The sequence below is a fragment of the Lacihabitans soyangensis genome, from assembly GCF_024343775.1.
GTDB classification, from domain to species: domain Bacteria; phylum Bacteroidota; class Bacteroidia; order Cytophagales; family Spirosomataceae; genus Leadbetterella; species Leadbetterella soyangensis.
In genome coordinates this window covers 16138-29074 of the sequence record NZ_RJUF01000194.1, presented here as the reverse complement: position 1 = coordinate 29074, position 12937 = coordinate 16138, and the positions used below count along the sequence as shown (strand labels likewise).

The window sequence follows — 12937 nt, the reverse complement described above, 5'->3', positions numbered from 1 at the left end:
ACCTAAATTCAATCTTTTTGGCCATTTTTTTAGCTTAGGCCTTGCTATTCAGCCTAAACGTGAAAGTTTTCTGTCACGATTTTGCCATCAAAGAGATTTACTTTTCTGTGAGCAAAACTTGCGTCATAAGGCGAGTGTGTCACCATAGCTATCGTGGTTCCTTCGGCGTTCAACTCCATCAATAATTTCATTACTTCCTCGCCATTTGTCGAGTCCAAATTACCAGTTGGTTCATCGGCCAAAATAAGTTTTGGTTTGGCAACTACGGCTCTTGCTATAGCCACACGTTGTTGTTGACCACCCGATAACTGTTGAGGGAAGTGGTTGCGACGGTGCATCATGTTCATACGGGCTAACGCGGCCTCAACCAAGGTTTTTCTTTCTGCGGAAGGGGTTTTCAAATAAAGTAGCGGCAATTCTACATTTTCAAAAACCGTCAACTCGTCTATGAGATTAAAACTCTGGAATACAAAACCAATGTTTCCCTTTCTCAAAGAAGCTCTTTCTCTTTCGGTCATTTTGGCTACTTCATTTCCATAAAAATCATAACTTCCCTCAGATGGATTATCGAGCAAACCAATGATGTTCAGCAAAGTAGATTTGCCACATCCTGATGGACCCATAATGGCTACAAATTCGCCATCTTTGATTTCTAAATCGATGCCATTCAAGGCTGTGGTTTCAATTTCCTCGGTACTAAATACCTTCTTTAGATTTGTCGTTTTGAGCATATTTTTAGCTTTTATTCAAAATTATTATATCATTTTTCATTTTCGAGAACACGGAAAAACACGGATTTGACACGGATAATTTGAGCTGGTGACTTAATAGAGAATCGATTACATTCAGATATTTAAAAAGTATGAACATGAGTATTTACAAAAAAATTAAAGTAAAAATCTGTGTCCAATCCGTTTAATCTGTGTTCTATTCAGTTTTCAGCTTCTTTAAAATACTAGAACTTCCTTATCTCCAAAGTTCTCATAACCACTTGTAATCACTTTCTCTCCTGACTTCAGGCCACTTAGCACTTCGAAATATTCTGGATTTTTGCGACCCAGTGAAATATTTCTTTTTACGGCCTTTTTTCCTGAGGCGTCCACCACATAGATCCAGTTACCACCCGTGTCTGAGAAAAATCCACCCACAGGTATCAAAATTGCTTTTTCAGCTTTTCCAAGTTCCAATCTCACAGGTGACGACTGACCACGTCTGATGCCCTCTGGCGATTTACCCGTGAAAGTCATGTCGACAGCAAACCTACCGTTTTTAACTTCTGGATACACTTTTATGATGTCAATTTCGTGTGACTTCCCGTTGAATTCGAATGATCCTTTTAGTCCCGGAAATATTCTTGAAATATAATGTTCATCTATATCAGAACGCATCTTGAAGCCATCTAAATCATCGATTTGACCAATGTTTTGGCCTTGGCTGATGTTGGAACCAACTTCCACATCTATAGAGGAAAGTAAACCAGAAACAGGTGCTTTTACTACCAGATTTTCAAGCGTTTCACGCCAAAGGTCTACGTTTTTTTGAGTCCTTTGTAGCGTTCCTTCCAATTGTTTGATTTGCAGATTTGAATTTTCTTCTTGATACTTTTGAGACTCAACCTCAATGTTTCTTTGATTTACCTGTCTCTCATATTCTCTTTTTGATTTTTGGAAATCGGATTCCGAGATTACATTATCTTTTATCAATTTCTTGTTTCTTTCGTAAGCATCTTTGGCTTGGTCAATTTGAAAATCTAACTCAGCTAGAGTTTTACGCAATGTAAATTTCTCCACTCTCAATCTCTGACGAGTATTTTGGAGGTCATTTACCAATCTATTTGCTTCTGTTTCAGACTGTAGGAAATTTAACTTAAGTTGCTGATTTTCCAACCTTAAAATTATTTGGCCTTTCTCTACCTTGGTACCACCTTCAACCAATTTTTGCGTAACATAACCTCCAACTATCGCATCCAGACGTATGGTTTTCAGTGGTTGTACTGCACCTTGAACTATTATGAACTCATCGAAATTGCCTTCTTTTACATCACTTATGGTAATTTTTTCAGCGTCAACATTTAGCTTTGATCTTTTGTCAGAAAAGAAAGTCAGGTATATGATAAATGCGACAAGTGCCGCACCTAAGCCGGTGAGAGTAATTTTCTGTTTCGTCCAGAATTTTTTAGGTTTTATTACGTCCATTGTTATTTATTAGTTCTATACATTATTATAATATTCCTATTTCATGCCAAAAATATAAACATCTAATAGTCAATAAAATGTGAATTATTGAGCTGCGTTATTTGTCCATTTTCGGACGTTATTTGTCCGTTTGTGTTTTTATGAAAAAACTTCATTTATTACGGAAAATGGATACCGCAGAGCGGCCTAATCTAATCATAATTTATTAAATACGGTGACCGCAGAGCGGTCCCAGTATATTAGAAATTAAGGTTTGGTTTATAGTTTCAATGACCCCAGAGGGGTCAAACATTTCCGAAAATTTGCATTTCTATATGTGATTTAATTATCATAAATTATTTATCATAATTTGATTATGTTCAATTAAAATAAAAAATTAATTTTAATTGAACTTCTAATCTAACACTACCAAAAAAAATGGCAAACACCTACAGAAGAATCCTACTGCACATCGTTTTCGCTGTTAAAAGACGAGAAGCCTTACTTCAAAAAGAATGGAGAGGAAGAGTTTTTGAATATATTTCAGGAATAATTAACGAAAGAAAACATTATTCATATGCGGTAAATGGTTACACAGACCACATACATATTTTCTTTGACTACAAAGGACATGAATTGATTGAAGACTTGGTAAGAGAAATTAAAAAGTCTTCAAATGCATTCATTAAAAATGAAAATTTAAGCAAAAATAAATTTGAATGGCAATCTGGTTATGGTGTATTCTCACATGGATACAGTGATCGTGACAAAGTTATTAAATAGGTAATGAATCAAGAAAATCATCATAAAAAGAAGTCATTCAGGGGCGAGTATTTTGATTTTTTAAAGAAAAATGAGATAGAATTTAAAAATGAGTATGTTTTTGAGTTTTTTGATGACTAGCCGTTTTTTTGGTTAGTAAGAAATTATCTTAAAACGGTATTTTTCGATTGCAGAGCGGTCTCGATATATTAGAATTTTGAATTTACATACAAACAATATTTTCCGAACGCAGAGCGGTCTCAGTATATTAGAATTTTGAATTTATATCCAAACAATATTTTCCGACCACAGAGCGGTCTCAGTATATTTGAATTTTGAGACCAGAAAATTTTCCAGTGCATTTTTTCCATATGCATAGCGGCCGCATTTTCATTGAAATAATTCGTGATTTAAATAATTGGTGGATGTTCGACCTCGCTGAGGTCGTGGGGTATGTTTTTATCTTTTTCTAATTGGCTAATATACTTTGACCTCTCTGAGGTCGCTATGCTTTGAGGTCATGGGTTTTTCACTACATCTTTAGCTGATATATTTTGACCTCTCTGAGGTCGCATTCTTTGAGATCATGAGTTTCTCACTACATCTTTAGCTGATATATTTTGACCTCTCTTAGGTCGCTATGCTTTGATGTCATTGGTTTCTCACTACATCTTAAGCTGATAAACTTTGACCTCTCTGAGGTCGCTATGCTTTGAGGTCGTGGGTTTCTCATTACATCTTTGGCTAAAATAGTTTGACCTCTCTGAGGTCTATTCATTAGAATTCTTTCATTGGCTAATATTTTTCAACCACTCTAAAGTCCTTAAAACAATATGAAATCTTTGGAATAATTATTTCGATAACTTATATCTTTTAACCAATTGCCAAAATTTGTTTTTGTTGTGTTTTTATGAAAATTGCAACACAAATACCGCTCCCGTTGGTTTATTTTCGTAGAAATTGATGTTTCCGTCGTTGAGCTGCATAATTTGGCGAGAGAGACTAAGCCCTATGCCGGAACCTGTCTTTTTGGTAGTGTAAAAAGGGATGAATATTTTTTCTTGAAGTGTTTTTTCAATACCTGTGCCGTTGTCCATTATTTCAATGGTTTTGGTGCCGTTTTCTGTATGTGAAATCACCCTAATTTCGGGTTTTTCGGAAGTGTTTTCTACCTCAAAAGCATTTTTGACAATATTAATTAGCACTTGCTCAATTTGCTCAATATCCATAAACGCTTCAAAATCGTTTCTTAATTCAAAGACAATATTAACCTGATTTTCAGCTGCTTTTATGGCAAAAATGCCTTCCAATGTTTTGAGTAATTGGCTAGAACTTACGTATGACTTATTCGGAATAGGAATAGAAGTAAATTCTCTATAAGCATTTACAAATTTCATTATACCGTTGCCTCTCCTCTGAACGGTCTGAAGAGCATCTTTGAGGTCGTCAATGGATTCTTGTTCTTTTTGGCTGTTGGCCTTTATCTCATTTTCTACAATATCTTTCATGGTTTCCGCAAGTGAAACTATTGGTGTTACCGAATTCATGATTTCATGACGAAGAACTTTCGTGAGGTTTTGCCAAGCTTCTAACTCCTTGATTTGCAATTCAGAACGAATATTATGTATGGCCACAAGTCTGATTTTTCGACCACGCATCTGAATCTCAGTAACCGAAAAGGAGAGGTCGTTATCCAATAGGCTGAGCAATCGCGACTCTCCTGGCTTTAAGGAAACTATACATTCAAAAATTGAAGGATTTTGTTTCTCAATATCAGAAATATGCTTAAGTCTATACACCTTGAGGAGTTTGTTGGCTGCCTGGTTGTTAATTTCGATTTTACCTTCGGTGTCATACGAAAGAATACCCACGTTTATTTGCTGAATAATGGCATTTATAAAATGAAGGGTAGCTTCACGCTCTGCCCTGACTTGGTTGAAGCTATTAATTACCGCGTTGAGGTCGTTGTTGAGATCTCTAAAACTCTCTCCAAGTTTGTTGTCAGATTTGAAAGTGATGGCGAAGTCTTGATATTGGATGGACTCAAAAAGCCGCTTCATTTTGCGATTCAGAGAAGTTACATATTTGTAAAGATTTACCGAAGTGATAATCAAGAATATTCCAAATATAAAAGTGAGTGGGGAGTTTTTCTGAACAAATGCCCATGATAATCCCAATGAGATGCCTGTTATGAGCACGATTCTTAGGAGAATACCGAAGCTGAAGTTTTTCATAAAGAAACTATTTTCTGATAATTATTTCTTTAAACTCATCCAAATTCAAGACTGAGACATTCGGGAAATCAATTTCTTTGAGGACATTGAAGTCTGAATTATGAGTTACAATAAAATCAGCATTTGCTGCTATTGCACAATCAACAAACTTATTGTCATCTTCGTCTTTTAGTAGATTAAATCGGAAATAGGTTGTAATGAGGTCAACATTTATTGAATTTTCAAGAACACCCAAAGCATTTTCTCCTGCTTGAAAACCCATTTTTTGTTCTATTATTTCGGCATATTCATCTAGGATATCTGTGGTTACACATAGCGTAAATAGTTCATTTCTAAATGCTTCAAATACCCAATGATATTTCGATTTACTAGCAATTGAAACCAAAAGAATATTTGTATCTAAAGCTATTTTTTTCAAATCAAATCCTAGATTTTCGAAGTTTCTGACCCAGTAACTGATCCATATCTTGGTCAGACCAATTCATCTCATCCCATTTTTTATCTGCTTGCTGGATTAATTTTTCTGCAAAAAAATTTGAAATAATTTTCTTCAAAGCCATTAATTCATTTTCTGGTAAATTATGGGAAAATACCTTCAGAAGTTCTAACTGGGCATTATTAAATGGCTGTTTTAATGAACTTTGCATGATTTTGAATTATTTTAAAACAAATATAATCATAAATTAAACTTTTCTATCCTTCTGTAAAGAGCCTGTCGGCTTATTCCCATTTCTTTGGATGCATCAGTTATATTTCCGTTATGTTTTTTTAGTGTTTTGATTATCAATTGTTTCTCAAGGTCTTCTAGATAATAAGTCTCCACTACTGGGTTATTAGTATTATTGGTTTTTCTGACGACAAAATCGTCTTCATTCAACATCGTATTTTGAGTTATAATCACCGCTCTCTCTATCACATGTTGTAGCTCACGCACGTTGCCAGGCCAGTGATAAGCCATGAGTTTTTTTTGTAAAGGGCCACTTAATCCTTTTATTTTTCTATTATATTTTTTAGCATAAATACCCAGGAAGTGTTCTGCTAAAAGTAAAATATCCTGACCTCTTTCTCGCAGTGGGGGCAGATTTATTTCAATAGTATTTATTCTGAAAAGTAAATCCTGTCTAAATGTTTTTTCCTCTACTCGCTCATAAATAGCCTCGTTGGTGGCACAAATCAAACGTGCATCAAACGGAACTTGAGTGTTGGAACCCACTTTCACAATGTTTCGATTCTGAAGTGCAAAAAGCAGTTTATTCTGGAGCACCATTGGTACATTTCCTATTTCATCCAAGAAAATCGTGCCTTTATCAGCTTCTTGGAATCTCCCTGTTCTCTCTTCACGGGCATCTGTAAATGCACCTTTTACATGTCCAAATAGCTCACTTTCGAACAGATTTTCACTAACCGATCCCAAGTCAGCATGTACGAACTTTTTATCTTTTCTTTTTGAAAACTGATGTATTTCTCTGGCTACAAGGTCTTTGCCTGTTCCATTTTCTCCTAATATCAAAATGTTGGCGTCAGTGGCAGCTACTTGTTTGATAAGCTCAGCCACTTTCTTCATTTCCTCTGATTCACCAATAATACTTTGAGGTGTTGGAGCCTCTTGAATCTCTTTTTGGTCTTTTTTGCTGAAAACCCCACTCAATGTTTCAAGCAGTTTGTCATTAATCCAAGGCTTAAGTATAAAGTCGGATGCACCATTTTTAATGGCTCTTACGGCCATCTCTATTCCTCCAAACGCCGTGAAAAGTATTACTTTTTGATCTTTTTTCTTATCCAAGATAAAATCTAACCAGAAGAATCCTTCATTGCCTGTGTTTACATCTCGGCTGAAATTCATGTCAAGCAAAATGACATCAAACGTGAAGTTATTGACCAGATAGGGTATTTTGTCGGGATTTTTCTCGATTTCTACTTTTTGAAAATGACGTTTCAGTAGCAGTTTGGCTGCATTCAGAATGTCTACATCGTCGTCAATAATCAATATGTTTTTATCGTGCATCAAAATTTCAAATTTATGTAAAACTAAGAAAGCTTTATCGGAATTTAGTTTCCGTTCATGTAATTTTTAAAGAAAATCAAATTCGCCAGTTTGGTAATATCCCAACAGTTTTTTCTGCAATATCCACCTGAATTTCGTCTGAATTTGGTTTGAAACGGCCCTTTCGAGATTGGCTTGGGCCAGTGAAAATTCTATCGGATTTATCGTTCCAGCCTCTATTCTCAATTCCACCAACTTGAGGTTTTCTTTGCTGATTTCTACCTGCTGAGTGGCGTTTTGATATCTTTCGCCCATGGCTTTTAGCATCAGAATGGCAGATTCCACTTCCTGTTGCAGCGTATTTTCTTTTACCTTACGTGTATTGTCCAACATTTTTTTCTGAACCGCCAATTGCTGGGTTCTTGGAGAGGTTTGGAACTTTGAGAAAATCGGAATGGCCAAGTTTAGTGAAAATGAGCCGTTTCGGGTGTCGTTCACTTGTTGAAAAAATGTTCGCTCTGGATTTGATGAGGCATAAAAAGTGCTATAATTGCCACTCAAATTCACAGAAGGCGAGTTCTCTGCTTTATTGGCCTTTATTCGTCTATCGAAACTAAGACTTTGCAATTCAAAACTTTTGTATTCGGGTAAAAACTCAACCGGATTGGCCGTAAAATCTACCAAAGGTGCTTGACCGATTTCGTAAGGCACGATGGCTTCGAAATCGATGCTATCGTTGGGCTTTATGTTCATCAGCTGAAACAGGGCCAAGCGGGCAATTTGATAATTGTATTTAGCGTCGATGAGGTTGCCTTTATCTGCAGTGGCTTGATTGCTAAACTGTAGTTGCTCTAGTTTACCAGAGGTTCCAGCCGCCATCATTTTTTCTTGCCTTGCTAGTTGTATCTCGGAGTTTTCTAATTGCTTTCTTGCAGCTGAAAGTAGTTCTTTTGATGCCAATACATCCAAATACGCTTTCAAAAGATTTATTGAAAGTGAATTTTTGTCCGCCTCTAGGTTTTGGGTTTCTGCTTGTTGTAATAGTTTGGTACTTTCTACGAGGTTTTTGGTTTGAAAACCTTTGTAGATAGGCATGTTCATCTGCAAACTGCCATAAGTGGAGTTGTACAATTGATTTATATAGTCATTGGAGAATCTATCAATAGAGCGGCCAAAATTCATTCCTTGTGAAAAATAGGCCTGAACTTGAGGAATATTTCTTGATTTGGCGTCGGCACTATTGGCATTGGCCAGTTCTGCATTTAAATATGCCCGCTGAAACGTAGGATTGTTCTTGATGGCTACTTCAATGCATTTTTTTAGTGAATAGGCCTGTCCAAAAGCATTGTTTCCTATCAGAAAGCATAAGTATATTAACAGCTTTTTCATAATTTGTTGAGTAAAAAAAAGAATAGTTTTATTCTAGGTCAATTTCCAGGATATCCTAATCCAACCAACCGTCTTTTAAATTTACCACTCTGTTGCCATATTCAGCGTTGGTTTTTGAGTGGGTTACTTGCACTATGGTTACACCGTCTTTTTGATTTAATTCCTTAAATACCTGCATGATATAATCTGCTTGGTCGGAGTGTAGGTTTCCTGTTGGTTCATCGGCAAAAATAATTTTTGGAGAGGCTACCAAAGCTCGAGCAATACCAACCAGCTGTTGTTGTCCACCCGATAGTTGGCTAGGAAAGAGGTCTTTTTTTGCTACAATATTAAATCTATCTAAAATATCTGCAACCCTACTTTTCCGTTCCGACGATGATATGTTTTGGTACAAAAGTGGCGTTTCTATGTTCTCATACACAGTGAGTTCGTCAATTAAATGATAGGCTTGAAATACAAATCCGATCGTATTTCTATGAATTTCGGTTTTCTTTTTTTCTGAAAGTGAAGTGACATTTTCGCCTAAAAGTTCATAACTACCTTCTGAGGCGTCTTCTAAAAGTCCAAGAATATGAAGCAGGGTAGATTTACCAGAACCTGATGGGCCCATAATGGACACAAACTCACCTTGTTCTATTTTCAAGCTTATATTCTTTAAAATATAAACTTTTCCAAACCCTTGTTTTATATATTTGCCTATGCCTTGTAGCTCTATCATTTTTCTTAAAACATATTTTTAATTATTAGATTCGAATTTTATGCCAAAAATGCAATATGCTAATATTGTGATGGTTGTGTTAAGTGTAAATTTGTTTATCGTCCGAAAATGGACAAGATGAGTACGTAGATGGACAGACAACTAGTCTACGAAATCAAGGTCTTTATTGTAGTTTTCGTTGAGTTTATAAATAGACCAAATTGCCCCAGCAAATACCATTGCCTCTAGGAATAGCAGAGTATTTAAAAAACTATGGAAGAATTTATTATTTAGATAGGGTATTACCAAAGAGAAGATAAATACTGATGATCTAGCAAACGAGAACAGTAGAGTAGTGGCACTTGCTCTACGGTTTGTACCGTATTGTTCTAATACAAAAATTAAAAATTCAAAAAGGTAACCAGAGAAAATACCATAGAGTGTAACTATTGTATAGAAATATTGAAAACTAAGCATCCCATGTTTGCCAAAATAATTGTTGACACTTGTGGTCAGACTAATGAGCAGAAGAGCAAAAATGCAAATCTTTATGATCAACTTTCGCGATTTGAATTTGTGCGTTAAAAATGGAACCATAATAAAGCCAAAAATAGCCCCGAGACCAAAGCAAATTGTTAAGGTGTTCTTTTCGACCACAATTTTGTATTGTTCATAAATATCTGCAGTAAGAAATATTGATCCAGCAGTAATAACGTAAATGGGTAACATACACAAAAGTAGCGAATAGAATTTCCTATTCGATAAGGTTTGAATAACACTATCCAAGCTGTCATTTTCGTGTTTTATTTTTAGAAATAGGTCCGATTCGAAAGATGCGAATCGAGTTAACATAATGAGCATGCTACCTAATCCGGAATAGATATAAATATCTCTCCAAGAATAAATTTTACTCGATATACTCAAAATTATTACGGCAATGCAACCCGACATCGCTATTATTCCCACCAAAAGGCTGTTTTTCTTTCTTTCAAAAAGCTCGCTTACCAAAACCATTCCAATGCCCAATTCTGGTGCCAGACCAAATCCTGTTATAAATTTTAATAGTAGAAAAAGGTAATAATTGTTTACCAAACCACCTAAAAAAGTGGCAAATGAATAGGTAAAAACTGAAACCAATAGTATGAATAATCTACTTTTTTTATCGACCCAAAAACTAAATACCAAGGCCCCTACGAGTATACCTAAATGTTGAATAATGAGCAAATACAAGTTGGCGTCTACCAAATTGACAGGAGAAAATCGCAAATCTAGAAATGGGGGGTCGCTTAGTACATAGGGCAAATTGACAATGAACGAATTTGAAAAATAGCCCAAAATGGCCATTATCAAAGTTATATATTTGTTTTGAATTTTATTTTTCATTTAAAGGTCAAAGTTTTTATTAGAAAGGGTGTTGTAAGATAAAGTAAGTTTAATTAACAAAAATAGTAAATTTTCATAATCCAAGACTCCATTTTTAACTATTCATTGGAATTACTAAATTATCTTTACAACAAAATAAATATTAGATGCTCCTAAGCGAACTTTTATATACAATTCCCATCAAATCTGTTTCAGGAATAACTGATATAGAGATATCAAAAATTGAGTTTGATTCAAGAAAAATTGAGCTGAATACACTATTTGTAGCTATTCCAGGAACACAAGTTGATGGCCACAATTTTATCCAGAAGGCCATAGAATCAGGAGCTACCGCTGTACTATGTGAGAGATTTCCAGAAGTTTTGATAGATAATATTACTTATATTTTAGTAGAAAATTCTGCTAAATGCATGGGTATTGCGGCAGGTAATTTTTATGGGAATCCGTCTAGAAATATAACCTTGGTAGGAGTAACCGGGACTAATGGCAAAACCTCCATAGCTACTTTACTTTTTAATCTTTTTAGAAAATTAGGCTACAAGTGTGGTTTGTTATCAACGGTCCAAAATCAGGTAGAAGACGAGGTGATTCCTTCCACCCATACCACTCCGGATTCGGTAAAAATCAATGAATTATTGAGTACTATGCAGCAAAAGGGCTGTATTTATGTATTTATGGAGGTGAGTTCTCATGCCGTAGAAATGCAGCGGATTGCTGGTTTGACTTTCGCCGGTGGAATCTTTACTAACATCACTCAAGATCACTTAGATTTTCATTTGACTTTCGACAATTATATCAAAGCCAAGAAAGGCTTTTTTGATATGTTACCTAAAACTGCTTTTGCCCTTACAAATGCCGACGATAAAAATGGTAAAGTAATGCTCCAAAATACAGCTGCTACGAAATACTCTTATTCTTTGAAGAACATCGGAAACTTCAAAGGAAAGGTGATGGATTGCGGACTTTTTGGGTTGCAAATGGATGTGAATGGGCAAGAAGTTTGGTTTAAACTGATTGGTAATTTCAACGCTTACAATCTTTTGGCGGTATATGGTGCAGCCGTTCTGTTGGGAGAAAATTCGGAAAATATACTCACCATCCTTTCTGAACTCAAGCCACCTCCTGGACGTTTTGAACAAATTTTAGCTGCTGATCGTCGTGTTGGAATTGTTGATTACGCTCACACTCCTGATGCTTTGCAGAACGTTTTGGAGACTATCAAAGACCTCCGAGAAGGAAATCAGAAAGTGATAACCGTGGTAGGTTGTGGCGGAAACCGAGACAAGGGAAAACGACCATTGATGGCTAAAATAGCGTGTGAATTATCTGATATAGTGATACTTACGTCTGATAATCCTAGGAACGAAGAGCCCGAGGATATATTGGCAGATATGCAGGCAGGCGTTAGCATAACACAAAAACGTAAGGTATTTCAAATCACCGATAGGAGGGAGGCCATTAAAAAGGCCGCTGAATTGGCGGGTTCTCAGGACATTATTTTGGTAGCAGGCAAAGGACATGAAACCTACCAAGATGTCAAAGGAGTGAAAAGTCATTTTGATGATAAAGAGGAGTTGGGTTTGGCGTTTAAGGCTTGAAGTAAAAGGTAAACTAAAATCATAATCAATAAAATATTTGAATATTGTAACTTTTAAGTTACTTTTGTTTAATCATGAAAATCCGTGAAGTAGTAGCGTATGAAGATCACTTTATTAACTTTCTGAAAGACCAAGATAGAAAAGTCCAAGATAAGATTTTCAAAATAATTGAGGCAATTGAGACTTTAGAGAGAATTCCTTCGAATTATTTAAAACATTTAGAAGGCACAAACGGGCTATATGAAGCTAGAATAAAGTTGGCCTCTAATATTTGGAGAGTTTTTTGTTTTTTTGACAAAGGAAAATTAGTGATTTTGCTGAATGGATTTAAAAAAAAGACTGAAAAAACTCCTAACGGAGAAATTGAGAAGGCTTTAAGATTAATGAAAAAGTACAATTTAGAAAAATATGGAAACTAAAAGCTGGAAAAATATAAAAGATGAGGTCTATGGCCAAGTTGGAACAGAAAGGAGAGATGTTTTAGAAAGAGATTTCGAGTCTTTTAAAATAGGTTTACTGCTGAGAAAAGCGAGGGAAGAAAAGAATTTAACACAAGAACAATTGGGTCAAATAGTTGATAAAAAGCGAACCTATATATCTAGAGTTGAGAATGATGGTAGCAATATGACATTGAAAACGCTTTTTGAGATTGTAGAAAAAGGACTCGGTGGTAAAGTGAAAATTTCAATAGATTTTTGATTTTTCCTTTCTAGAAA

13 protein-coding genes are annotated in these 12937 nt (G+C 35.5%); 4 read left to right on the top strand and 9 right to left on the bottom strand.

The features are described from left to right. Positions 1–53 precede the first annotated feature (53 nt). Positions 54–731 carry an ABC transporter ATP-binding protein gene (locus EGI31_RS23375; protein ID WP_255039612.1) on the bottom strand — a complete coding sequence of 226 codons (678 nt, stop codon included), beginning with the start codon at positions 729–731 and terminating at the stop codon, positions 54–56. A 216-nt stretch (positions 732–947) separates the two neighbouring features. Next, complete coding sequence (locus EGI31_RS23370; protein ID WP_255039611.1) at positions 948–2195, bottom strand: efflux RND transporter periplasmic adaptor subunit; 1248 nt, start codon at positions 2193–2195, stop codon at positions 948–950. 417 nt (positions 2196–2612) lie between these two features. Here EGI31_RS23370 and tnpA point away from each other — a divergent pair, with 417 nt between their 5' ends. Continuing rightward, on the top strand, positions 2613–2957 hold the full coding sequence (gene tnpA / locus EGI31_RS23365; RefSeq protein ID WP_255039610.1) for an IS200/IS605 family transposase: 345 nt from the start codon (positions 2613–2615) through the stop codon (positions 2955–2957). 887 nt (positions 2958–3844) lie between these two features. On the opposite strand, the gene EGI31_RS23360 is transcribed toward tnpA, so the two are convergent. The 7 genes from EGI31_RS23360 to EGI31_RS23330 form a co-directional block, all read right to left on the bottom strand. Next, positions 3845–5170, bottom strand: a complete 1326-nt coding sequence (locus EGI31_RS23360) for a sensor histidine kinase (protein WP_255039609.1) — start codon at positions 5168–5170, stop codon at positions 3845–3847. Positions 5171–5177: 7 nt separating this feature from the next. Beyond that, a complete protein-coding gene (locus EGI31_RS23355; protein ID WP_255039608.1) occupies positions 5178–5588 on the bottom strand; it encodes a putative toxin-antitoxin system toxin component, PIN family in 411 nt (136 codons plus the stop codon). A 1-nt stretch (position 5589) separates the two neighbouring features. After that, complete coding sequence (locus EGI31_RS23350) at positions 5590–5817, bottom strand: DUF8507 family protein (RefSeq protein ID WP_255039607.1); 228 nt, start codon at positions 5815–5817, stop codon at positions 5590–5592. 29 nt (positions 5818–5846) lie between these two features. Further along, the gene (locus tag EGI31_RS23345) at positions 5847–7175 is read right to left on the bottom strand and encodes a sigma-54-dependent transcriptional regulator (protein ID WP_255039606.1); all 1329 of its coding nucleotides are present in this window, start codon (positions 7173–7175) and stop codon (positions 5847–5849) included. 66 nt (positions 7176–7241) lie between these two features. Next, positions 7242–8543, bottom strand: a complete 1302-nt coding sequence (locus tag EGI31_RS23340; protein WP_255039605.1) for a TolC family protein — start codon at positions 8541–8543, stop codon at positions 7242–7244. Positions 8544–8598: 55 nt separating this feature from the next. Further along, positions 8599–9261: an ABC transporter ATP-binding protein gene (locus tag EGI31_RS23335; protein WP_255039604.1), complete on the bottom strand. Its 663-nt coding sequence runs from the start codon at positions 9259–9261 to the stop codon at positions 8599–8601. Between the two features lie 141 nt (positions 9262–9402). Then, positions 9403–10623 carry an MFS transporter gene (locus EGI31_RS23330; protein ID WP_255039603.1) on the bottom strand — a complete coding sequence of 407 codons (1221 nt, stop codon included), beginning with the start codon at positions 10621–10623 and terminating at the stop codon, positions 9403–9405. Between the two features lie 146 nt (positions 10624–10769). On the opposite strand from EGI31_RS23330, the gene EGI31_RS23325 reads away from it, so the two are divergent. The 3 genes from EGI31_RS23325 (at position 10770) to EGI31_RS23315 (ending at position 12920) form a co-directional block, all read left to right on the top strand. Further along, positions 10770–12221, top strand: a complete 1452-nt coding sequence (locus EGI31_RS23325; protein ID WP_255039601.1) for a UDP-N-acetylmuramoyl-L-alanyl-D-glutamate--2,6-diaminopimelate ligase — start codon at positions 10770–10772, stop codon at positions 12219–12221. Between the two features lie 74 nt (positions 12222–12295). Beyond that, on the top strand, positions 12296–12640 hold the full coding sequence (locus EGI31_RS23320) for a type II toxin-antitoxin system RelE/ParE family toxin (protein WP_255039600.1): 345 nt from the start codon (positions 12296–12298) through the stop codon (positions 12638–12640). After that, on the top strand, positions 12630–12920 hold the full coding sequence (locus EGI31_RS23315; RefSeq protein WP_255039599.1) for a helix-turn-helix domain-containing protein: 291 nt from the start codon (positions 12630–12632) through the stop codon (positions 12918–12920). The genes EGI31_RS23320 and EGI31_RS23315 overlap by 11 nt, the downstream gene beginning before the upstream one ends. Positions 12921–12937: the final 17 nt, after the last annotated feature.